Origin of the sequence: Rivihabitans pingtungensis (assembly GCF_003201855.1) — a bacterium.
Lineage (GTDB): Bacteria > Pseudomonadota > Gammaproteobacteria > Burkholderiales > Aquaspirillaceae > Rivihabitans > Rivihabitans pingtungensis.
On the sequence record NZ_QJKI01000011.1, the window covers coordinates 1 to 23,211 of the forward strand.

The following is a 23,211-nucleotide window of genomic DNA, read 5'->3' on the forward strand; positions in this document are numbered from 1 at the left end:
CGCTTCCGGCGTTTGGCCAGAGCTTACGAGAAGCTGCCGCAGACGCTGGCTGGATTACATTACGTGGCGTTTGCCATGTTGATGCTGCCGCACCTTCCTGATGTTGTTGGGATGGTTCAGAACATGCTCTAGCGAATCGATAAGCTCGGATACTTTGGTAGGTCGCGCCAAATGGCTGAACGCCTCCTTCGTGGTTGGCGTTGCAGCGATCTCCGCGTTCAGTTTTTCTGTGATTCTCGGCAAAACGATTCGTGCCAAGTTCTCCACGACGTCCAGCCCATAAGGCAGGTATGCAACTTCCTGCTGCAAGTCGAGGTAAGAGCGCGCGCAGTGCGTGTCGAATACCGCAATGGTGGCAAGTTCGACCGGGGCATGCCCGTTCTTCTTCCAATTGACGGTGACCGGCTTCGCTCCGAGCTCAATATCGAAGCTTGCTTCGGGGATTGCGGTGGCCTTAGATTTGTCGAGCACGTTCGGTCTCACATCCTCGCTGACATCGCGTGCCCGGCAAGCGCGCTTCAGCACGCGAGAGTAGCCAGATTTTCCAGCGCCGTTAGCTCCATAAATAACGGTGACGCCCTGTTTAGAAAAGTTAAGGTTCTGATTGGCGGCCAGCCTGTTGACATTCCTTATGTCCTTCAGTGCAACTAAGACTGCGGCATCATTCTTGGCAGCCGTTACAGGCAGATGGTCTTGACAGAGTGGTGCCGGTGTTCTGCCATAAGGGTCCACCAGTCCGACGCTGCTCTTTAGCATCGCATAGAGATCGTCGAGGGCTCCATTGTCCAAGGTGTTCTGGAAAAGGCGCCGCACAGCGTCCTGTTGCCAGGGTTTGAGGCTTGAATTCGACCATTGAGAATTTGTGCTAATAGCGTCATGTTTTTCTTCCAAAAATATCTGAGTGACTGACTGAGCTCACATCATTGACCATTCGTTGCTAGCCAGCAGTAATGATAATAGCACATGGGCATTAACTTCCGCTCGAGCCGATGCTCTGCCGCAGGGATTAGTTCATTGGCAACTACTCCAGCCTGAAAGCTGCCGTTCAACCGTCAGAAATATGCAAATCAAGACTTTGTCGATTGCTTGCTTTCACAGAATGAGAAAACTGCTATTCAAACTTTTCTCTAGAGATATGCTCATGCACTTCCAAGTGGTTCATTGGCATAAAATTTGCCCATCATGTCCTTCCCTCCCCCCAAACCACACCTCCACCCTCTCCACCCACCCCGCCTTCTTCGCCTTGCTGGCAAAGCTCGCCTCAAAGCTGTTTTTCGCCAGTTGTTTCCAGGTGGCGGCGTCAAATTGAAACGCGGCTTGCACTGCGCGGATGTTGTCGTTCAGGTAGCCGCCAAAATAGGCGGGGTCGTCGCTGTTGAGGGTGACTTTCACCCCGGCGGCGAGCAGTTGGCCCAGGGTGTGGGCGTGCATGTCGGGAAAGACGCGCAGTTTCAGGTTAGAGAGCGGGCAGACGGTCAGCGCCACGCCGTCGGCGGCCAGGCGGGCGAGCAGGGCGGGGTCTTCGCTGGCGCGCACGCCGTGGTCGATGCGCTTGACGCCCAGCAGGTCCAGCGCCTGGATGATGTAGTCCGGCGGGCCTTCTTCGCCGGCATGCGCCACCACCGGCTTGCCCAGTGCGCGGCAGCGGGCGAACAGGTGCTGAAATTTGCTGGGCGGGTTGCCTTGTTCTGAGGAATCCAGGCCAAAGCCGTCGATGCGCGCCAGGTGCGGTTCGGCTTCGGCCAGGGTGGCCAGGGCGTCTTCTTCGCTCAGGTGGCGCAAAAAGCACAAGATCAGCCGGCCGCTGATGCCCCAGCGCGCCCGGCCTTGTTTGAGGCCGTCTTCCAGGCCGTCCAGCACGGTGGCGAAGGGGATGCCGCGCGCGGTGTGGGTTTGCGGGTCGAAAAAGATTTCGGTGTGGATGATATGGTCGGCGGCGGCGCGCTCAAGGTAGGCGAGCATCAAATCCCGAAAATCGTCGGCGGTGCGCAGCACGTCGGCGCAGGCGTAGTAGAGATCCAGAAACGATTGCAGGCTGTCAAAGTTGTAGGCGGCGGCCAGCGCGGCTTGGTCGGCGTAGGGCAGGCTAATGCCATTGCGTTGGGCCAGGGCAAAGGCCAGCTCGGGCTCCAGCGTGCCTTCGATATGCACGTGCAGTTCGGCCTTGGGCATGGTCAGCGCCAGGTGCAGGGCGGGGTCGATGGCGGGGGTCATGGGGGTTCCTCAAGATGGGGCGTGGCTCAGCCGCTCCGGCTGGGCTTGGGGCGTTGTCGTGTCTGCGGCCATACGCGGCTGGGTGGCAGGGTGTGCGCGCTGGCAAGTATGCAACAAGCTGGCGGTGGCGACGCATCGGTAATCGGAATAGCGAGTATATGCGCCCACGGCGGCAAGGCGCGGCTGGCGGCGCGCCGTGTGTGAGGTGTTGCCGGGCGGCGTGAGTTGTGTGCGGCGGCATGTCAGATGGGGGCTTGGCACACTCCTGACACCATGCTGTCAGTAGGGGGGTATTACCATCACAGTCACGACATCAAACACAGCCGTGTGGCGGTGTTTGACGCGGATGATTCTGAACCTGACTGTGACAAGGAGTTTGCCCATGCTGTCCCCCGACATGACCATCCTGGCCGTTGCCGACCCGCTGGTGAGCGCACGGTTTTATCAATCGCTGCTGGGTATCGAGCCGGTGGAATGCCAAGCCACCTTCGCCATGTTTGTGCTGCCGTCCGGCCTGAAGCTGGGCCTGTGGCAGCGCGAAGGCGTGGCCCCGGCGGTAACGGCCGAGCCCGGCAGCGTTGAGCTGGCGGCGGCGCTGGCCGACGAAGCCGCGCTGCGCGATTGCTGGGCGCGCTGGCGTGGCCTGGGTGTGGAGGTGATTCAGCCGCCGACGCAGATGGACTTTGGCCTGACCATGACCGCCGCCGACCCGGACGGCCATCGCTTGCGGGTGTTTGTGCCGGCGATGTGAGTCAGGCAAACAGACGGACAAAACACAGCGGCGGGCGCATTCCTGCCGCTTTTTTGCGCGTGGGCCACCGATGGCATTGCCGGGCGGCGTTGTCGGTTTGTGGCTTAGCGGCTGTGGCAAAGCAGACATCATCCGCCAAATCGGTTGGCTGGGGACACGCCAGAGCGCGCTTGTGCGCCTGGCGCGTAAATTGCTGCTGTGCAACATGAGACGGTTTCCGACACAGCCTGTGCAGCAAGGAGCTAGTTTTTCTAGTTATTGAGAGTGCGTCTTATATTGAAAAGCAAAATACTTATCAAGTAAGATACACGAGAATGATTTTCATGTTTACTGACTGCGTTGTCAGCATGCGCGCCCACGCGCCGCGCCACATGCGTCAGATGATGATTTTTATCTTGTCCAAGAAAGGCTACGCCATGCGTCACTTTGCAAGTCAACTCATTCTGGGCGCGCTGCTGGCTTCGGCTGGCGCCAGCGCACTGGCCAAGGAATACCCGATCGGCAAACCGGCCATCAAGAACGGCATGGAAATCGGCGCGGTGTATTTGCAGCCAACCAAAATGGAACCGGAAGGCATGATGCGCAAGGCGGAAGATTCCGACATCCATCTGGAAGCCGACATCCACGCGGTGAAAAACAACCCCAACGGCTTTGAAGAAGGCGCCTGGATGCCGTATTTGCTGATCAAGTACGAAATCAGCAAGGTGGGCGGCAAGGAAGTGATCAAGGGCGACATGATGCCGATGGTGGCCAACGATGGCCCGCACTACGGCGACAACATCAAGTTGCAAGGGCCGGGCAAGTATCAGCTCAAGCTCACCGTGCTGCCACCCTCGCAAAACCCGCACGGCCACTTTGGCCGTCATGTGGACAAGGAAACTGGCGTGGGCCCGTGGTTCAAGCCGTTTGAGCTGAGCTATGAGTTTGCGTTTGCCGGCATTGGCAAAAAAGGCGGCTACTAAGGCGCTATTCAGCACCGCATCCTGGCGTGTTGGGGCGACTGTCTGCGGCAGCGCGCCCAGCCAGGGGCGCTGCGCCGGTGTGGGTAAGCCTGAGTTTCGATTGACCGCTTGACGCCGCGCGGCGCGCCCTGATGCGCCGCACCGGAGGGCACACAAATGAAATTTGCATCCTTATTGATTGGCGGCCTGGGCCTCGCGGCCTGTCTGGGCGCACAGGCGGCGGACATGCCCACCCTGCGGCTGGAGCTCAAGGACGGCGTGCTCAACCCGGCGCGCATCCAGGCCCCGGCCGGGGTGAAGTTCCGGCTGGAGATCGTCAACACCGGCAAGACGCCGGTGGAGTTTGAAAGCACTCAGCTGCGCAAAGAAAAAGTGCTGGCCCCCGGCGCGCAATCGTCGGTGGTGATCCAGCCGCTGACGCCGGGCGAATACAAGTTTTTTGACGAATTTCACATGAACACCGCGCAAGGCGTGATCGTCGCCAAATAAGCGCCGCCCGCCACCCGGCGCCGCTTGCCTGACGGGCAAGCGACAGCAAAATGGGGTGTGTCAGCGACGCTGAGCGCGCAGCAGGTAGGGCGCAAGCATGGAACAGGTTTTGTTTATCGTCTGGCGTGAAAGCGTCGAGGCATTGTTGGTGGTGGGCATTCTGCACGCCTGGATGAACCAGAACCCGCAAGGGCGTTCTGGCAAACCCTATTTGTGGGGCGGGGTGGCGCTGGGCCTGTTGCTGGCAGTGGCGCTGGCGGTGTTGCTGTTTGTCGCCAGCGGCTGGATGGGCGCGGCGCAGGATGCGTTTCAGGCGGGCATGGTGTTTGTCGCCTCGGCGCTGATTGTGCAGATGGTGTTGTGGATGCGGGCCCATGGCCGCACGCTCAAGCGCGAGCTGGAAAGCGGCCTGGCCGCGCGCGCCGAACAGGCCAACTGGTGGGGGGTAACCGCGCTGGCGGCCATCGCCATTGCCCGCGAAGGTAGCGAAACCGTGGTGTTTCTGTATGGCAGCCTGAGCAACGCCAGCGCCGCCGACAGCGCCCCGCTGGCCTTGGCCGGCCTGGGCGGGCTGGCGCTGGCCTTGCTGACCTTTTATGTGCTGCAACTGGGGGGGCGTGTGCTGTCGTGGCGGCTGTTTTTCCGGGTGACAGAGATTTTGCTCTTGCTGCTGGGCGCTTCGCTGTTTCTGTCTGGCGTAGAAAAACTGATTTCCATGGACTACCTGCCCGCCCTGCTCGACCCGGTGTGGGACAGCAGCGCGCTGATTGATGATATGTCCCCCGCCGGCGGCGTGCTGGCGGCGCTGGTGGGCTATCGCGCCCAGCCGGCACTGACCAGCGTGCTGGCCTACGCCGGCTTCTGGCTGGCCATGGCGACGCTGATGGCGCGCGGCAAACGGCAGGCGGCAACGCGATGAAAGCGCGCACGGTCATCCCCATCCTGGCCATGCCCGCCGCCCCAGCCCCATCCACCGGGCGGCTGGCGACGGTGGGCCGCTGGCTGCGCGACCACGCCACGCTGCTGCGTCGGCTGCAATGGGCGGTGGTGCTGGTGTACGCCGCCTTGCTGGTGATTCCGGCGCTGTTGCCGCTGCCGGACGACAGCGCGCGCATGCTGAACAACCTGACCATCTTCGCCCAGTTTGTGTTCTGGGGAATCTGGTGGCCGTTTGTGTTGCTGTCGATGGTGTTGTTTGGCCGCATCTGGTGCGGCGTGCTGTGCCCGGAAGGCGCGCTGACCGAATGGGCGGCGCAAAAAGGCCTGGGCCGGCCGATTCCGCGCTGGATGCGCTGGGGCGGCTGGCCGTTTGTCGCCTTTGTGCTGACCACGGTGTATGGCCAGATGGTCAGCGTCTATCAATACCCGCAAGCGGCGCTGCTGGTGTTGGGCGGCTCCACCGTTGCCGCTGTGGCGGTGGGCTGGGTGTACACCAAGGGCAAGCGCGCCTGGTGCCGGCATCTGTGCCCGGTGAATGGCGTGTTCGCCCTGTTGGCCAAACTGGCGCCGATGGCCTACCGGGTGGACGAAGCCCGCTGGGCCGCCTCTGCCCACCACACGCACAGCGCGGTCAACTGCGCGCCGCTGCAACCCCTGCGCCATATGCAGGGCGGCAGCGGCTGTCATATGTGCGGCCGCTGTAGCGACCACCGCGACGCCATCCAGCTGCAAGCCCGCTCGCCCGCCGACGAAGTGCTGCGGGTGGCCGCCAAAGAAGCCGACGGCTGGCAAACCGCGCTGATTGTGTTTGGCCTGCTGGGCGTGGCCATCGGCGCGTTTCACTGGACGGTCAGCCCGTGGTTTGTCGCCCTCAAGCAGGGCGCAGCGGAATGGCTGATCGAACACGACATCCTCTGGCCGCTGGACACCGACATCCCCTGGTGGCTGCTCACCCATTACCCGCAATACAACGACGTATTCTCCTGGCTGGACGGCGCCAGCCTGCTGGCCTACGTGGCGCTGACCGCACTGGCCATGGGCGGCGGCCTGCTGCTGTGCCTGGCGGCGGCTGTCGCGCTGGCCGGCGGCTGGCGTCGCCAGCGCCTGCATCACCTGGCGCAAAGCCTGATTCCGCTGGCCGGCTGCGGCGTGTTTCTCGGCCTGTCGGCGCTGACCGTCACCCTGCTCAAGGCCGAAGGCGTGGACATGCACTGGGCCAACACCCTGCGCCTGACCCTGCTCACCGCCGCCAGCGCCTGGTCCGCCTGGCTGGCCTGGCGCATCCTCGGCCAATGGAGCCACGGGGCCCGGCGCGCCCTGGCCTGCCTGCCGATACTGGCGGCGCTGGCCTGGGTGGGCATGGCCTGGGGGTGGATGTTCTGGTGGTGGTAAGCAGATAAGCGGAACCTTGCGTGTGGGCTATTCTCCAAACGTAACCTTACGTGCCATGGCGGCGCGTAAGGTTTTGTCTGGTTGGCGCGACAGAATGGCATTGTCCTCTTCTGCCGCGCCGCCGTGCTTCTGGAGCCCGATCATGCCCCTCATCCATCTCCCCGATCCTTCCGCCCCGCTTCCTTCCGAGATCACCCCGCCGGAGGTTTACCGTGACCGTCGGCGTTTCATGCAGGCCGGGCTGGCTCTGGCGACTTTGCCGTGGTTGGCGGAGTCGGCGCAGGCGGGTTTGGCTGCGCAGAAAAGCCCGCTGTCTACTGACGAGCCGCTGAACAAGTTGTCGGACATCACCCGCTACAACAATTTTTACGAGTTTGGCGTGGACAAGGCGGATCCGGCGGTGAATGTCGGCAGTTTGCGCACTTCGCCGTGGACGGTGCGGGTGGAGGGGGCAGTGCAGTCGCCGCGCACGTTTGATCTGGATGCGCTGATGAAGCTGGCGCCGATGGAGGAGCGGGTTTACCGGCTGCGCTGTGTTGAGGGGTGGTCGATGGTGATTCCGTGGATTGGCTTTCCGCTGGCGGCCTTGCTCAAGCAGGTGCTGCCGACGGCGGCGGGCAAGTTTGTCGAGTTCGTCACCCTGCACGACCCCAAGCAGATGCCTGGCCAGCGCCAGCCCGTGTTGGAGTGGCCGTATCGCGAGGGGCTGCGCATTGACGAGGCGATGCATCCGCTGACTTTGCTGACCTTTGGTTTGTATGGCGAGGTGTTGCCTCGGCAGAATGGCGCGCCGGTGCGCTTGGTGGTGCCGTGGAAGTATGGCTTCAAGAGCATCAAGTCGATTGTCGCCATCCGGCTGGTGGAAAAAGCCCCGCTGACCAGCTGGATGCAGGCCAATCCGCGCGAGTATGGCTTTTTCAGCAATGTGAATCCGGAGGTGGATCATCCACGCTGGAGCCAGGCCAGCGAGCGGCGGATTGGCGAGTTTCTCAAGCGCAAAACACTGATGTTCAATGGCTACGCCGAGCAGGTGGCGGGGCTGTATCGCGGCATGGATTTGCGGAAGTTTTTTTGATGGCGGCGCGTGATTGGCGTGTTTGGGCGCTGAAAGCCACAGTGGCGGTGGGGTGCGCGCTGCCGGCGGTGTCGCTGTGCTGGCGCTTGCCGCAGGCGGTGAACCCGGTGGAGTTTCTGACCCGAGGCACGGGCACGTGGGCGCTGGCGGGGCTGTTGGCGACGCTGGCGGTCAGCCCCTTGCGGCAGCTCAGCGGCTGGGCGGCGTGGCTGCGTGTGCGTCGTTTGTTGGGGTTATCGGCTTTTGCCTATGCCGTGGCGCATTTCGTATTGTATGTCTGGCTGGATCAGGGGCTGGAGGCGGCGGCGATCTGGCGCGATGTGCTCAAGCGGCCGTTTGTCACCGTCGGCATGGCGGCGTTTGTGCTGCTGCTTCCGCTGGCCATCACTTCAACTGATGGCTGGATGCGCCGGCTCAAGCGGCGCTGGGGGCAGTTGCACCAGCTGGTGTATCCGGCGGCGGCACTGGCGGTGCTGCATTATTTTTGGCTGGTGAAAAAAGACCTCACCCAGCCGCTGCTGTACGCGCTGGCGCTGGCGGTGTTGCTGGGCTGGCGGGTGTGGCGCTGGGGGCAGCGCCGGCGTTAGGCCACTGGCCGGATGCATCCGGCCCGCGTGGCCGGCCTGGCGTCTGGATGGATGCCGTGCGCGGCAAGGCACTCATACTGCATGAAATGTGTGGACCCCTGCACGCCAAACTGGCTTAAATATTGGAAATTCGGCCAAAGACTACAGTAGAATCCCGCAGACTACACTGCGATTGGCGCTCCCCTCATGTTGCAACCCCTGCGCGGCTGGCTGTTGCTGTGCCTGTGTCTGCTGTGTGTGGCCTGCGCCCCTGGCGGCGAAGCGCCGCTACGGGTGGGCACCAATATCTGGCTGGGCTATGAGCCCTTTTATGTGGCACGTCAGGCTGGCAGCCTGCCCGAGAACGTTCGGCTGGTGGAATATGCTTCGGCCAGCGAGGTGCTCAGCGCCTTTCGCAGCCGGGCCATCGAAGCCGCCGCCGTCACGCTGGATGAAGCCATCAGTCTGGCCGAAAACGACAACAGCCTGCGCATTGGCCTGGTGCTGGATACCTCGGATGGTGCGGATGCGCTGGTGGCGCGCCCGGGCATCCGCCGGCTGAGCGAACTCAAGGGGCGAACCATCGGTGTGGAAAGCCTGGCGGTTGGCGCGTATTTGCTGGGGAGGGCGCTGCAACGTGCTGATTTGTCGGTGCACGACGTCCGCATCGTCCCCACCCCGCTGGATCAACACGAAAGTGCGTTTTCTCGTGCCGAAGTGGATGCCGTGGTGACGTTTTATCCGGTGCTGGCGCATCTGCGCGAGCGCGGTGGAGAGGTATTGTTCGACAGTCGTGCCATGCCCGGCGAGATTGTCGATGTGCTGGTGTACCGCGAAGAGCAGCATAAGCAGCATGGCAAGGCCTTGCAGGCGCTGGCGCTGGCCTGGTTTGACGGCGTTGGCCGCGTAGCCGATCGGCAGCCGCTGGCCATGCTGACCATGGCCCACCGGCAAAAACTGTCTCCACGCATGCTGGACGAGGCGCTGGGCCTGCTGGAGTTTCAAGACATCACCCGCAACCGTAGCGCCTTGCTGGGCGCACATCCCGGGCTGGCGCCGGTATTTGGCCGGCTGAGCCTGGGGATGCGCGAGCTGGGCCTGATCAACCGGCCACTTGAGCCGGTCAACCATCTAGATAGCAGGATTGTCGAGGATTTGCCAGGATGAATGTGTTTCACCGCTTCTCGCTGCGGCTGGCGCTGCCGCTGACGCTGCTGGTCATGCTGACCGGCACGTTGGCGTTGACGGTGGGACACAATCTTTATCAGGGCCGACAACGCATCGAACAGCAGGCCATCGGGCAAGTCACCCAAAAACTGGATCAACTGCACGGCCTGATTGCCGACAGCCTGCTGACCGACGATTTGCCCGCCGTGCAGCACATGGTATCCATGGCCAGCGCCGACGCCGACGTGCGCATGCTGCTGGTGGTGGATGGCGACGGTGTGGTGCGTGCCGCCAACCGCTTCGAGTGGGTGGGCTCGCCTTTCTCGCAAGTGCCCGGCGCGCTGCCCGAGGCATTGAGCTATGCCCGCACTTCTGACGTCAGCCGCATCCGGCTGGCGCCCGGTGGCCGCTGGGTGGTGGCGCAAACCCGCCTGCTGTTTGCCCCAGAACCCGGCGAGCTGCGCTCCAGCCAGGTAGGCGTATTGCTGATGCTTTACGATCTGGAGCGCGCCAAGCAGATGGCCGGGCGGGATTCCCTGCTGTCGGCGCTCACCGACTGGCTGGCCATTGCCCTGATGGCCAGTGTGATTTATTTGCTGTTCCATTTTTCTTTCAATCGCCGCATCCAGCGCCTGCTGACCGGCATTGGCCGCCTGCGCGATGGCGATTTGTCCACCCGGATGGCGCTGCCCGGCCGTGACGAGCTGGCGCAAGTGGCGCATGCGGTGGACGACATGGCCGGCCAGTTGGCCACTCACCAGCGCGAACTGGCTGCCCAGCAAATGGCCATGGCGGAATCCTCCGCCCGCTACCGCGCCCTGTTTGAATCCAGCCTGGACGGCATTGTGCTGATCGACGAAATGGGCGATGTGGTGGACGCCAATCCCACCTTCCGGCGGCTGGCCGGACTGAGCCAGGATGTGCTGGTGGGTCGGGCATTTCATCGCCTGCTGGATGACGACAGCCGCGCCGACTGGAACGGCCCGATGCGTGAACAGCTGGAAAGCCGTGGCTACACCGACGAATTCGAACTCAAGCTGCTCACCGTTGCCGGCGAGCCAGCGGCCGTGGCAACCAAATGCATGCGTCTGGCCGACAGCCGGGGCGTGCGGCGCGGCGGCTGGTGCCTGCTGCGCGATTTATCCGAGCGCAAGCAAGCGGCCATCGAGCAGCGACTGGCGGCGGCGGTGTACGACAGCAGCTCCGAGGCCATTTTGGTCACCGATCCGGATTTCCGGGTGTGCATGGTCAATCCGGCCTTTGTGCAGCATACCGGCCAGGATACGGTGACGCTGGCCGGCAGCGTGCTCCCCGCCTTCGAGCGCGGCCGCGACCCGCGCAACAGCGCCATGCTCAATGCCCTGCAACGCGATGGCCGCTGGCAGGGCGAACACTGGATGAGCCGGGGCAATGGCGAAACCTTCCCGGTGTGGCTGTCTTGCGCACCCGCGCTGGGCGATGACGGCCAGGTCAGCCACTATATCGCGCTGTTCTCCGACATCAGCGAGCGCATCGCCACTGAGCAGCGCATGCGCTATCTGGCCGAACACGACGAACTCACCGGCCTGGCCAACCGCTTTGCCTTTATGCAAGGGCTGGAGGCGCGGCTGGACAGCGCAGCCCCGGACAGCCAGCTGGCGGTGATGTTTGTCGATCTGGATCGCTTCAAGCCGATCAACGACATGATGGGCCATAAAGTCGGCGACGATCTGCTGCGCCGGGTAGCCGAACGCATTACCGAAGTGATGGGCGAACTGGCGGTGGTGGCGCGGCAATCGGCAGATGAATTTATCCTGTTTGCCCCGGAGGTTTCCGCAGGCGAAGCCGAGCAGCTGGGGCAAATGATGGTGGGCATGCTGGCCCAGCCATACCGGGTAGGCCCTTACGAGCTGTCAATTGCTGCCTCGGTTGGGGTCAGCTGCTACCCCGAACACGGCCTGAGCGCCTCGCGCCTGCTCAAGCACGCCGAGCTGGCCATGAGCCAGGCCAAACGCACCGGCGGCAGCCGCGCGCTGTGCTACGACCCGAACATGCAGGAAGGCGAAGAAGAACGCCACGCGCTGGAGCAAGACCTGCGCCGCGCCATCGAGCGCGGCGACCTCTTGCTGGAATATCAGCCGCAACTGAATCTGGACACTCGGGAAGTCAGCGCTGTGGAAGCCCTGTTGCGCTGGCGTCACCCGACACTGGGCTGGATTTCACCCGCCAAATTCATTCCGCTGGCCGAAGAAACCGGCCTGATCCAGCCGATTGGCCAATGGGTGCTGAAAGAAGCCTGCCGGCAGATGGCCGACTGGCACGCCCGCGATCTGCCGCTGACCGTGGCGGTGAACCTGTCTGCCCTGCAACTGCGCCACGCCGGGCTGTTCAACGATGTGTATCAGGCGCTGGCGCAATCCGGCGTAGAGGCCGCTTTTCTGGAGCTGGAGCTGACCGAGAGCGCGCTGATGGAAAACATCGACGCCATGCTCGACACCCTGCGCGAATTCGACGAGCTGGGCGTGCAACTCTCCATCGACGACTTTGGCACCGGTTACTCCAGCCTGGCCTATCTGCGTCACCTGCCGATTGGCGAGCTGAAAATCGACCGCTCGTTTGTCAAAGACCTGGAAACCGACCCGCACGCCGCGCCGATTGTCGAGGCCATCCTGGCCATGGCGCATTCGCTGGGCCTGAGCGTAGTGGCCGAAGGCGTGGAAACCGACGCCCAGTTTGCCTTCCTGGCGGCCAAGGGTTGCGGCTATGTGCAAGGCTGGTGGCTGGCCAAATCCATGCCGGCTGCCGAGCTGGAGCGCTGGATGGCCGAATACGACATCGGCGCGGTAGCCGAACGCATCAGCCAGGCCCGCCAGCCGCGCGCCGTGCTGCTGGGCTGAGCGTCGCTCACACAACCCCGCGCCGCGATTCTGGTAAGGCGTGCGGCCGCAGCCAATACAAGCAGCGCAACGACGTCCGGAAGGTTTGGTGAGCGGTTACGCCCGCCCGCGCCCAAAGACAAGGCCCGCTTATTGCTTGTCCCAGACGTCCGAATTAGCGCCACACGAGGGAAACATGGCCGTCAGCTGCTCCTGGGAATCCATCGACGTGCATCTCTTGCAGGTGCTGCACGCCCTGCTCACCGAATGCAGTGTCTCTAACGCCGCCCGCCGGCTGAATCAATCACAACCGGCCGTCAGCACTGCGCTGCGCCGCCTGCGCGACATCACCGGCGATCCGCTGCTGGTGCGCAGCCGCAACGGCATGACTCCCACCGAACGCGGTCAGGCGCTGCTGGAACCGGTCAAAGAGGCGCTGGCGCATATCGAAGCCATTGGCGTGCGCCAGCAACGCTTTGACCCGGCCGTCTCCCAACGGGTGTTCAATATCGCCACCCCGGATTACCTCAACGCCATTCTGATTGGCCGGCTGGTGGCGCGTCTGCGCGCGCTGGCGCCGCATGCCCAGGTGGCGCTGCACTCGTTTGGCCCAGATCACGACTACGCTCGCGCGCTGGAATCCGGCGAGCTGGACGTGGTGATTGGCAACTGGCCCAACCCGCCCGAGCATCTGCGCCTGGCGCCGCTGTTTGAGGACGATGTGGTGTGCCTGATGCGCAAAAGCCACCCGCTGGCTGGCCGGACGCTGACCCCGCAAGACTATCTGGACGCCGACCATCTGGTGCCCACCCCGTATGCCGTTGGCCAGCGTGGGGTGATCGACCTGCAATTGGCGCGCGAGCGGCTCAAGCGCAAGGTAGTGGCCAGCGTGCCCTACTTCAGCCTGGCGCCGTATGTGCTGCTGCAAAACGATATTTTGTTCTCGGCGCCGCGCTTGTTTGCCGAACATTGCTGTTCGCTGGGTGAGCTGTGCATGGCTGAATCACCGCTGGAGTTCCCCAAGGTGCGCTTTTATCTGCTGTGGCACGACCGCGCCCACCACGGCGAAGAAGGCCGCTGGTTTCGCGAGCAGGTGGTGGACGTGATTCGTGAAACTGTCGGCACGCTGCATGCCGCCCGTGAGCACACGCCCCGGCGCGCCCGCGCCTGAAGCCGTTTCCTGCTCCGGGGGCAGCATGTCGCTGTCGGCACGCGTGACCCTCAAGGGGCGCGTCGCGTTGCCAGAGACAAAAACCTCGGTAGACACAGGCAAGGAAGGCGCCTTGCGCCACCAGGTGCGCCTGTCGATGGATAGAAAGTGGGCGCCCCGGTTTCTGGTGCGCCCACATCGCCACGCGGCCTGATGGCCGCCTTATGCCTGCTCGGCGACCAGGCCGCTGTGGCGCAGCAGGGCGTCGATTTGCGGGTCGCGGCCGCGGAAAGCGCGGAAAGACTCAATCGCCGGGCGCGAGCCGCCCACGGCCAGAATTTCGCGGCGGAAGGCCTCGCCCACCGCCGGGTTGGCGTGGCCGGTTTCTTCAAACGCCGCGTAGGCATCGGCCGACAGCACTTCCGCCCACTTGTAGCTGTAGTAGCCCGCCGCGTAGCCGCCGGCAAAGATATGGCTGAAGGTGTGCGCCATGCGGTTGTAAGCCGGGGTCGGATTGACCGCCACTTCGGCGCGCACCGCCTCCAGCACCGCCATAAACTCGCCCTTGGCTTGCAGCTCGGCGTGCAACAGCATGTCAAACAGGCCGAACTCCACCTGACGCACGGTCATCATGCCGGACTGGAAATTCTTGGCCGCCAGCATCTTGTCGAACAGCTCGTGCGGCAGCGGCTCGCCGCTGTCCACATGGGCGGTCATGTGCGACAGCACATCCCACTCCCAGCAGAAGTTCTCCATGAACTGGCTGGGCAGCTCGACGGCGTCCCACTCCACGCCATTGATGCCGGACACGCCCAGCTCGTCCACCTCGGTCAGCATATGGTGCAGGCCGTGGCCAAACTCATGGAACAGGGTGATGACTTCGTCGTGGGTGAACAAGGCCGGCTTGTCGCCCACCGGGGCGGTGAAGTTGCAGGTCAGCAGCGCCACCGGGATTTGCACGCTGCCGTCGGCCAACTGGCGGCGGGCGCGGATGTCGGCCATCCAGGCGCCGCCGCGCTTGCCTTCGCGGGCGTACAGGTCGGTGTAGAACTGCGCCACCGGCTGGCCATGGCGGCGCACCGTCCAAAAGCGCGCATCGGCGTGCCACAGCGTGGCCGGCGTCGGCTCGATGGTCACGCCAAACAGCTTGCCGATGATGCCAAACAGCCCGTCCAGCACGCGCGCCTCGCTGAAGTAGGCTTTCACTTCTTGTTCCGAAAAGTCATAGCGCGCCACGCGCAGTTTTTCGCTGGCCCAGGCCAGATCCCAGGCGTGCAGCTCGTCCAGCTCCAGTTCTTCGCGGGCAAAGGCTTCCAGCTCGGCGCGATCGCGCTCGGCAAACGGCTTGGCGCGCGCGGCCATGTCGCGCAAAAAGCCAATCACCTGGCTGGGGCTGTCGGCCATCTTGGGCGCCAGCGACACTTGGGCGTAATTCTCAAAGCCCAGAAGGCTGGCTTCTTCGGCGCGCAGCGCCAGGATTTCGCTGATCAACAGCGTGTTGTCCAGCTCGGCCGGGCCAAACTCGGAGGCGCGGGTGACGTTGTCGCGGTACATCGATTCGCGCAGCGTGCGGTTATTGGCGTACTGCATCACCGGGAAATAAAACGGAAAGTGCAGCTTGAGCTTGTAGCCGGGCTTGCCGTCGGCTTCGGCGGCGGCGCGCATCATCTCCAGCACATCATCCGGCAGGCCATCCAGCTCGGCCACGTCGTCGATATAGCGGGCAAAGCCGTCGGTGGCGTCCAGCACATTCTGGCTAAAGCGCGCCGACAGCTCGGACAGCCGCGCCTGAATCTCGGCAAAGCGGGTTTTTTCGGCGTCGGGCAATTCGGCGCCCGACAGGCGGAAGTCGCGCAGCTGGTGCTCGATGATCTGGCGGCGCGCCGCGCTCAGCCCGGCGTAGTCGGCGCTGGCGGCCAGCGCCTTGACCTTGGCGAACAGCGCCAGGTTTTGCCCAAGCTCGGTGTAAAACTCGGAGAGTTTGGCCAGATTGCTGTTGTAGGCCTCGCGCAGCTCCGGGGTGTTGATCACGGCGTTCAGGTGCGACACCGGGTCCCACACCCAGCTGATTTTTTCGGTGGCGTCGGCCAGCGGCGCCATCAGGGCGTCCCAGCTGGCCGGGGTGTCGGGCTGGGTGACGGCGGCCACCACGGCGCGGGCATTCGCCAGCACCTGGTCCACCGCCGGGGTGATATGGTCGGGACGGACATCGGCAAAGCGGGGCAGTGCGGTAAAGTCGAGCAGCGGGTTATCCATCCTCAGGCATCCTTCAATAAATCAGTCGTTTGGCACAATTGCCGCGCCGGTCGGCGCGGCGGCGCGCGGCGTCATGCGCTTCGGGTTATGATAGCGAATGTTCACGCCACGCTTTGATATGGGGTCTTTCTGAATGAAACGCAATCTTCGCCCGTTTGACGGCATCCACCCGCAGCTGCCCGAATCCTGTTTTGTTGACGACACCGCGCTGATCATCGGCGATGCCGTGCTGGGCGAGGATTGCTCGGTGTGGCCGATGGCGGTGATCCGCGCCGACGTCAATTCGGTGCGCATCGGCGCGCGCAGCAATGTGCAGGATTTTTGCATGCTGCACGAATCGCACAAGAACGACAAAGACCCCAACGGCGCGCCGCTGACCATCGGCGAGGATGTCACCATTGGCCACCATGTCAATCTGCACGGCTGCACCATTGGCGACCGCGTGCTGGTTGGCATGGGCGCTATCGTGCTGGACAAGGCCGTGGTGGAGTCCGACGTGATCATCGGCGCCGGCAGCCTGGTGCCGCCGGGCAAACGCCTGGCGTCGGGGTATTTGTATGTGGGCTCGCCGGTGAAGCAGGCGCGCGAATTGACTGCCGAAGAGCGCGAATTTTTGCGCTATTCCGCCGCACACTATGTGCGCCTGGCCAATAAGCACAAGGCAGGCCAGTGATGCGCGCATGGCGAACTTTATTATTATCGGCCGCAATGCTCAGTGGTTTAGCACAAGCGCATTCTCTGGATGGCCTGCTGGATAGCGTGGCCAGCGCCTGCCAGGCCAGCCCGGCCCTGGTGACATTGCTGCAATCGCTGGGGCAGCGCGAGGGCGAGCCGGCGCAAGTGCGCCAGCCCGAGCAGGTGGCCGCTCCGGCCGAGCTGCGCGAGGCGTTTGCCGCGCCGGACCGGGTGGCCATCAACGAGGACACCTGGCTGCTGGGGGTGGCTGCCCGTGGCGACTGGCACGGTGTGGCAGTCACCGCGCTGACGCGCACGCTCAGCCTGAGCGAGCCGGGGGGCGAGTTTGCCATTGAACTTAGCGGCTCGCCGCTGGAAGTGCAGGCCGCACTGGGCAAACATTTGGCGTTTCAGCATAGCAAAGTGGCGGTAGACGGCGTCTGGCAGGCACGTGGCGCGCAATTTGTCGATGGCGTGAATGGCGAGAACAGCACGGCGCTGGTCTGCCCGCTGCCGTTTTGATCAGTAAAAACCCTGATGACATAACTGGCGTGGCTGGCGGATTCACGCCACAATAGCGCCAACACCGCCGGCCTTAACGCCGGCCCGATTTTTTGTTTTTTTCTCTCAATCGCAGTGGGCGTGGCGCTGGCAAAACCGGTGCTTGCGCCAGGATGATTCAGCATGACACACAATCGCACCATCTCCGTGGTTGGCCTGGGCTATGTGGGCCTGCCGGTGGCCGTCGCCTTTGGCAAGCACGCGCGCACCATCGGCTTTGACATCAACGCCACCCGCATTGCCGAACTGAAAACCGGCCACGACCGCACTGGCGAAGTGGAAGACGCCGACCTGGCCGCCGCCCAGATTGTCTACACCGACCAATTCGACGTGCTGCGCGAAGCCGATTTTCACATTGTGGCCGTGCCCACCCCGGTAGACGACGCCCACCAGCCCGACCTCACCCCGGTGGAAAAAGCCAGCGAAACCGTGGCGCGCGCGCTGAAAAAAGGCGATATCGTGGTGTATGAATCCACGGTGTATCCGGGCGTCACCGAAGACATCTGCGTACCGATTCTGGAAAAACTCTCCGGCCTGCGCTGCGGTGAAGATTTCACCGTTGGCTACAGCCCCGAGCGCATCAATCCGGGCGACAAGGAACACACCTTCACCAAGATCAAAAAAGTGGTGTCCGGCCAGGACGCCGCCACGCTGGACATCGTCGCCGCCGTCTACGCCTCGGTGGTGACTGCTGGCGTGCACAAGGCTGCATCGATCAAGGTGGCCGAAGCCGCCAAGGTGATCGAAAACACCCAGCGCGACCTCAACATCGCCCTGATGAACGAGCTGGCCATCCTGTTTGAAAAAATGGGCATCGACACCTTGGACGTGCTGGAAGCCGCCGGCACCAAGTGGAACTTCCTCAAGTTCAAGCCGGGCCTGGTCGGCGGCCACTGCATCGGCGTGGACCCGTACTACCTGACCCACAAAGCAGAAAAACTCGGTTACATCCCGCAAGTGATCCTGGCTGGCCGGCGCATCAACGACAGCATGGGCAAATTCATCGCCCAGCGCGCCATCAAGGAAATGATCCACGGCGGCAGCCTGGTGGCGGGCAGCGTGGTCACCGTGCTGGGCCTGACCTTCAAAGAAAACTGCCCTGACCTGCGCAACTCGCGGGTAATCGACGTGATTCAGGAACTGCGCGAATTTGGCGTGCAAGTGCAAGTGTGCGACCCGCAGGCCGAACACGACGAAGCCGAAGAAGAATACGGCGTGTCGCTGACCCCGTTTGCCGAGTTGGCCCCGGCCGACGCGGTGATTGTCTGCGTGGCGCACAGCGAATTTGCCGCGCTGGACATCGCCGGCTACCAGAAGCTGCTCAAGCCCGACGCCCGCGTGCTGATCGACGTCAAGGGCGTGGTGGACAAAGCCGCCGCCCAGGCCGCCGGCCTGCGCTTCTGGCGTCTGTGAGGCGGCATGACCATGACCGCTTACGACACCCTGCGTGAACAACTCAGCGCCCAGCCGCGCACCTGGCTGGTGACCGGCTGCGCCGGCTTTATCGGCAGCAATCTGCTGGAAGCCCTGCTGCGCCTGGGCCAGACGGTGATTGGCCTGGATAACTTCTCCACCGGCCATCAAGGCAATCTGGACGAAGTGCGTCAGCTGGTGGGCGACGCCGCCTGGGCGCGCTTTACCTTTATCCAAGGCGACATCCGCGACGCCGACGCCTGCGCGCGCGCTGTGAACGGCGTGGACTACGTGCTGCATCAAGCCGCGCTGGGCAGCGTGCCGCGCTCGCTGGACGACCCGTGGAACACCCACGACAACAATATCAACGGCTTTTTGCGCCTGCTGATCGCCAGCCGCGACGCTGGCGTCAAGCGCTTTGTTTACGCCGCGTCCAGCTCGACTTACGGCGACCACCCCGGCCTGCCCAAGGTGGAAGAGCAAATCGGCAAGCCGCTGTCGCCGTATGCAGTGACCAAATACGTCAACGAGCTGTACGGCGATGTGTTTGCCCGCGCCTACGGCGTGTCGGCGGTGGGCCTGCGCTACTTCAATGTGTTTGGCCCGCGCCAGGACCCGAACGGCGCCTACGCTGCAGTGATGCCGATGTGGTTTGCCGCGCTGCTGAACAACGACACCGTGTACATCAACGGCGATGGCGAAACCAGCCGCGACTTCTGCTTTGTCGGCAACGCCGTGCAGGCCAATCTGCTGGCCGCCACTGCGCCGTCGCTGCCCGAGGGCCACGAAGTGTTCAACGTCGCCGTCGGCGACCGCACCACGCTGAACGAGCTGTACGCCGCCATCCGCGAGCAAGTGGCGCGTTGGCGGCCCGAGGCAGCGCAGTGCCAGCCGGTGTACCGCGATTTTCGCGCCGGTGACGTGCGCCACTCACAAGCCGACATCAGCAAGGCCGCCAGCCTGCTGGGCTACGCGCCGACACACCGCGTGGCCGAAGGGCTGGATATCGCCGCACCGTGGTATGCGCAACTGTTTGGAGCCACTGCGTGAAGCGGGTGCTGATTATCCGCCGCGACAATATTGGCGACCTGGTGTGCACCACGCCTTTGTTCTCGGCGCTGCGCGAAGCCTTGCCCAATGCCTATCTGGCGGCGCTGGTGAACAGCTACAACGCCGAAGCGCTGCACGACAACCCGGTGCTGGACGATGTGTTTGTCTACACCAAGGCCAAGCACAGCGAACGCTCGAAACTGCGCGTGTGGTGGGACACCTGGCGCTTGATGCGCAGCCTGCGCGCCAAGCAGTTTGACCTGGTGCTGCTGCCCTCGGGCGGCGACCAGGCGCACGCGCTGAAGCTGGCGCGGATGATCAAGCCCGGCAAGGTGGCCGGCTTTGCGCCGACCAAGGGCCTGGATGTCACCGTACCGGCCGACAACAAGCCGCAGCTGGAAGCCGAGCGCATCCTCAAGCTGCTGCCGGCGCTGGGCCTGCGCCGCGGCAAGCTGTCGCCGGCCAGCACCTTTGCCCGCAACGAAGAACGCGCCGCCGCGCGCATGGCGCTGGTGCAAGCCAATATCGAGCCCGGCCCGCGCAAACCGCTGATCGGCCTGCACATCAGCGCGCGCAAACCCCGCCAGCGCTGGCCGGCCGAGCGCTTTGTCGAACTGGCCGCCCGGCTGAACAAAGCCACTGGTGCGGCCTTCATGCTGTTCTGGTCACCCGGCGACGAAGACCACCCGCAACACCCCGGCGACGACCGCAAGGCGCGCGAGATCATCGCCGCCTGCCAGGAGCGCAACCTGCCGCTGTTGCCCTACCCGACCGAACGGCTGGAGCAACTGATTGGCGGCCTGTCGGTGTGTCAGTCGGTGATTTGCAGCGACGGCGGCGCCATGCACCTGGCTGCCGGACTGGGCAAGCCGATGGTGTGCCTGTTCGGCAACAGCGACGCCAAGGTGTGGGCGCCGTGCGGCAGCGCGCCGTTCAAAATCCTGCAGCCGGCCAGCCAGACCGTGGCCGACATCAGCGTGGACGAAGTGGCCGCCACTTGGCGGCGGCTGCATATCGGGCAGATTCGGTAGCGGCGCGGCGGGGCCTGTGTGCGGGTCTCGCCGTGTGTCGCCGACCGTCCTTTTGCCTCTCACTTCTTCGTTTTCTACGCCGACAGCCGCTGTGCGGACGCGTGCCACGCGTAGCCTGCGGTCTTACCCCGCCGCAGTACGTGCGTTGCGCTGCCGTACACGATGTGTCCCCTCATGCATTGGATGGCGTTTGAGTCTTAAGCCATGATTCATCTTGGCGCGCTATCCTGCGCAATTCTGTCATTGCCGCCGCCTGGCATCTGGCGTGGCAGAGGATGGCAAAACCTTGCGCAGCCTCAAGTCATGACGCTTGCGTTTCACGTAGAGTGCCCGCATGAAAGCTTTTGTTGACTGTTTGTTCGCGCTTTTCGCCGGATCCGGCGGTGGGTGCGTCGGAGGCCGCCATGCGCATCCTGCTGGTAGAAGATGACCTCTTGCTGGGCGACGGGGTCGAAGCCGGCCTGCGCCAGACCGGCTTCACGGTAGACTGGATCAAAGACGGCGTGTCGGCGCGCTCGGCGCTGGAGGTGGTGGATTATGACGGCATGGTGCTGGACATCAACCTGCCGCGCCTGTCCGGGCTCGACCTGTTAAGCGAAATCCGCCGCGCCGGCAATGCCTTGCCGGTGCTGCTGCTCACCGCCCGCGATACGGTGGAAGACCGCATCCTGGGGCTGGACGCCGGGGCAGATGATTATCTGGTCAAGCCGTTTGCCTTGGGCGAGCTGGTGGCGCGTTTGCGCGCCGTGGTGCGCCGCGCCCATGGCCGCGCCAGCCCAACGCTGGAATACGCCGGCCTGAGCCTGGACCCTGGCGCACACAAGGCGTGTTATCAGGGGCAGGACATCGAGCTGACCGGTAAAGAATTCCAGCTGCTTGAGCTGTTTCTGGATAACCGCAATAAAGTGCTATCGCGCCAGCAAATCGAAGAAAAACTCTACGGCTGGAATCAAGAAGTCGCCAGCAACGCCGTGGAAGTTCACATCCACCACCTGCGCAAAAAGCTGGGCGCGCACTTCATCCGCACCCATCGCGGTGTCGGCTATCAACTGGGCGCCTGACGTCCGGCGGTCGGCCGTGATGGTATGAGCACGGGTGGGGCTGGCATCATTGCGGTTCTGCCTGTGTTTTATCCTGCCGAAAGCCTGTCCCATGTTCCGACGCCTGATCAACTGGCTGAACCGTTCCATCCACCGCCGCCTGCTGGCCTTGCTGGCACTGGGCCTGCCACTGTTGTGGCTGGCCAGCGCCGGGCTGGCCTATATGACTGCACGCTACGAAGTCAACGAACTCTTCGACACCGAACAGGTGCTGTTTGCCCAGTTTCTGGCCTCGGTGGATTTGCGCGCCCGTCAGGCCGGGGCAGAAATCCTGCCGCATCGCCCACAAGAAATCAAAGACCTGTTCGACGATGATCACAGCGGCGGCGAGATCGATGCTGATGATTTTGCCTTTCAGCTGCGTGATGCCCAAGGGCATCTGCGCTTGAGTGATGTGCGGCAAACGCCCCTGCCGGCGCGCATGGATTACACCGGCTTTGCCGATGTGAAAATCGACAAGACTGTGTGGCGGGTGTACTACCTGAACGACCGCGCCAGGGATTTGTCGATTGCCGTGGGCCAAAAGCTCAAGGAGCGCACCAGTCTGGCGCGGGTGCTGGCGCTGGGCCAGCTTACCCCCTGGCTGTTGACCATGCCGCTGGTGTTGGGCTGGATCTGGTGGGGCGTGCGCCAGGGCTTGCGTCCTTTGCGCAGTCTCACCGACCAGATCGCCAGCCAGCAGCCTACCCGGCTGACGCCGCTGGCGGCCGGGCAGGTGCCGGATGAAATCGCGCCACTGGTTCACGCCCTGAATGCCTTGCTGGCACGCTTGGACGAAGCGCTGGACAGCGAGCGGCGCTTTACCGCCGACGCCGCCCACGAGCTGCGCACGCCACTGGCAGCGCTGCGCGTGCAAGTGGAAGTCGCCCAACTGGCCAACGGCCCCGAGGCGCGGCGCAAAGCCTTGGGCCAGGTGTTGGCCGGTATTGACCGCGCCACCCGCTTGGTCAGCCAACTGCTGACCCTGGCGCGTCTGGACCATAATCCGCAGGCGCTGGCTGGCGATGCCGAGCTGGTGGCGCTGGCCCGTCAGCATTTGCTGGACGCCAGCGACGACGCCACCGCGCGCAATGTGCGCTGCGAATGGCCAGACAGCCTGCCTGTCTGGCCGCATCCGGTGAATCCGGCCCTGCCGGACGTTTTGCTGCGTAATCTGGTGGATAACGCCGTGCGCTACACCCCCGCTGGCGGGCGGGTGTGGCTGGAAGACGCCGGCCAAGGCTGGCTGACACTGGCCAATGACGCACCGGAGACGCTGGATGCCGAGACATTGGCGCGCCTGGGCGAGCGATTTTTTCGGCCGGCCGGGCAAAGCGCCAGCGGCAGCGGCCTGGGCTTGTCGATTGCCCGCCGCGCCGCACGGCTGTGTGGGCTGGAATTGTCCCTGTCGCTGCGTGAAGGGGTGTTTCGCGCGCAGTTGCGCACTTCTGCGAGCCACTTGAAAGCGCACGGCTGAGCGCCGGGCTTGTGTGCAATCGGGTGTCAAAAAAATTCAACACCTCTACCGCAGAGTGTTTAAATTTTTGCGATTTCCTGTGGTATTTTCTTAAACGCACGCCTACAAT

Annotated in this window: 20 protein-coding genes; 17 read left to right on the top strand and 3 right to left on the bottom strand. The window is 63.6% G+C overall.

Annotation, left to right across the window (positions count from 1 at the left end; genetic code table 11):
* Positions 1-54: 54 nt before the first annotated feature.
* Both DFR34_RS17375 and DFR34_RS09440 read right to left on the bottom strand, forming a co-directional pair.
* Positions 55-891 (bottom strand): AAA family ATPase, encoded by an 837-nt coding sequence (locus tag DFR34_RS17375; RefSeq protein ID WP_211309353.1) that lies wholly within the window; start codon positions 889-891, stop codon positions 55-57.
* Between the two features lie 267 nt (positions 892-1,158).
* Positions 1,159-2,214, bottom strand: coding sequence for an adenosine deaminase (locus DFR34_RS09440; protein WP_110390903.1), 1,056 nt, complete (start codon positions 2,212-2,214; stop codon positions 1,159-1,161).
* A 382-nt stretch (positions 2,215-2,596) separates the two neighbouring features.
* Between DFR34_RS09440 and DFR34_RS09445 the strand changes: the two genes are divergently transcribed.
* The 10 genes from DFR34_RS09445 (at position 2,597) to DFR34_RS09490 (ending at position 13,581) form a co-directional block, all read left to right on the top strand.
* The gene (locus DFR34_RS09445) at positions 2,597-2,965 is read left to right on the top strand and encodes a VOC family protein (RefSeq protein ID WP_110390904.1); all 369 of its coding nucleotides are present in this window, start codon (positions 2,597-2,599) and stop codon (positions 2,963-2,965) included.
* Positions 2,966-3,288: 323 nt separating this feature from the next.
* Positions 3,289-3,927, top strand: a complete 639-nt coding sequence (locus DFR34_RS09450) for an iron transporter (protein ID WP_245906853.1) — start codon at positions 3,289-3,291, stop codon at positions 3,925-3,927.
* Between the two features lie 156 nt (positions 3,928-4,083).
* Positions 4,084-4,416, top strand: a complete 333-nt coding sequence (locus tag DFR34_RS09455; protein WP_110390905.1) for a cupredoxin domain-containing protein — start codon at positions 4,084-4,086, stop codon at positions 4,414-4,416.
* Between the two features lie 97 nt (positions 4,417-4,513).
* Complete coding sequence (locus DFR34_RS09460) at positions 4,514-5,335, top strand: FTR1 family iron permease (RefSeq protein ID WP_110390906.1); 822 nt, start codon at positions 4,514-4,516, stop codon at positions 5,333-5,335.
* Positions 5,332-6,747 (top strand): 4Fe-4S binding protein, encoded by a 1,416-nt coding sequence (locus tag DFR34_RS09465; protein WP_245906854.1) that lies wholly within the window; start codon positions 5,332-5,334, stop codon positions 6,745-6,747. The genes DFR34_RS09460 and DFR34_RS09465 overlap by 4 nt, the downstream gene beginning before the upstream one ends.
* Before the next feature lie 142 nt (positions 6,748-6,889).
* Positions 6,890-7,822, top strand: a complete 933-nt coding sequence (gene msrP, locus DFR34_RS09470; protein WP_110390985.1) for a protein-methionine-sulfoxide reductase catalytic subunit MsrP — start codon at positions 6,890-6,892, stop codon at positions 7,820-7,822.
* A complete protein-coding gene (msrQ, locus tag DFR34_RS09475; RefSeq protein WP_110390907.1) occupies positions 7,822-8,409 on the top strand; it encodes a protein-methionine-sulfoxide reductase heme-binding subunit MsrQ in 588 nt (195 codons plus the stop codon). Before msrP ends, msrQ begins: the two co-directional genes overlap by 1 nt.
* Before the next feature lie 186 nt (positions 8,410-8,595).
* The gene (locus DFR34_RS09480; protein WP_110390908.1) at positions 8,596-9,555 is read left to right on the top strand and encodes an ABC transporter substrate-binding protein; all 960 of its coding nucleotides are present in this window, start codon (positions 8,596-8,598) and stop codon (positions 9,553-9,555) included.
* On the top strand, positions 9,552-12,431 hold the full coding sequence (locus DFR34_RS09485) for a bifunctional diguanylate cyclase/phosphodiesterase (protein WP_110390909.1): 2,880 nt from the start codon (positions 9,552-9,554) through the stop codon (positions 12,429-12,431). The genes DFR34_RS09480 and DFR34_RS09485 overlap by 4 nt, the downstream gene beginning before the upstream one ends.
* Before the next feature lie 175 nt (positions 12,432-12,606).
* Positions 12,607-13,581 (top strand): LysR family transcriptional regulator, encoded by a 975-nt coding sequence (locus DFR34_RS09490; protein ID WP_110390910.1) that lies wholly within the window; start codon positions 12,607-12,609, stop codon positions 13,579-13,581.
* A 201-nt stretch (positions 13,582-13,782) separates the two neighbouring features.
* Here DFR34_RS09490 and DFR34_RS09495 read toward each other — a convergent pair whose 3' ends face one another.
* Positions 13,783-15,816, bottom strand: coding sequence for a M3 family metallopeptidase (locus DFR34_RS09495; RefSeq protein ID WP_110390911.1), 2,034 nt, complete (start codon positions 15,814-15,816; stop codon positions 13,783-13,785).
* A 133-nt stretch (positions 15,817-15,949) separates the two neighbouring features.
* On the opposite strand from DFR34_RS09495, the gene DFR34_RS09500 reads away from it, so the two are divergent.
* The 7 genes from DFR34_RS09500 to DFR34_RS09530 all read left to right on the top strand — a co-directional run bounded on the left by DFR34_RS09500 (position 15,950) and on the right by DFR34_RS09530 (position 23,102).
* Positions 15,950-16,489, top strand: a complete 540-nt coding sequence (locus tag DFR34_RS09500) for a gamma carbonic anhydrase family protein (protein ID WP_110390912.1) — start codon at positions 15,950-15,952, stop codon at positions 16,487-16,489.
* A 35-nt stretch (positions 16,490-16,524) separates the two neighbouring features.
* On the top strand, positions 16,525-17,013 hold the full coding sequence (locus DFR34_RS09505) for a hypothetical protein (RefSeq protein WP_110390913.1): 489 nt from the start codon (positions 16,525-16,527) through the stop codon (positions 17,011-17,013).
* Between the two features lie 162 nt (positions 17,014-17,175).
* A complete protein-coding gene (locus tag DFR34_RS09510) occupies positions 17,176-18,465 on the top strand; it encodes a nucleotide sugar dehydrogenase (RefSeq protein ID WP_110390914.1) in 1,290 nt (429 codons plus the stop codon).
* Positions 18,466-18,477: 12 nt separating this feature from the next.
* Positions 18,478-19,515 carry an NAD-dependent epimerase/dehydratase family protein gene (locus DFR34_RS09515; RefSeq protein ID WP_170121692.1) on the top strand — a complete coding sequence of 346 codons (1,038 nt, stop codon included), beginning with the start codon at positions 18,478-18,480 and terminating at the stop codon, positions 19,513-19,515.
* Positions 19,512-20,546: a glycosyltransferase family 9 protein gene (locus tag DFR34_RS09520; protein ID WP_110390916.1), complete on the top strand. Its 1,035-nt coding sequence runs from the start codon at positions 19,512-19,514 to the stop codon at positions 20,544-20,546. The genes DFR34_RS09515 and DFR34_RS09520 overlap by 4 nt, the downstream gene beginning before the upstream one ends.
* Positions 20,547-20,950: 404 nt before the next feature.
* Positions 20,951-21,607 (top strand): response regulator, encoded by a 657-nt coding sequence (locus tag DFR34_RS09525; RefSeq protein ID WP_110390917.1) that lies wholly within the window; start codon positions 20,951-20,953, stop codon positions 21,605-21,607.
* 91 nt (positions 21,608-21,698) lie between these two features.
* Positions 21,699-23,102, top strand: coding sequence for a histidine kinase dimerization/phospho-acceptor domain-containing protein (locus tag DFR34_RS09530; RefSeq protein WP_110390918.1), 1,404 nt, complete (start codon positions 21,699-21,701; stop codon positions 23,100-23,102).
* Positions 23,103-23,211 lie beyond the last annotated feature (109 nt).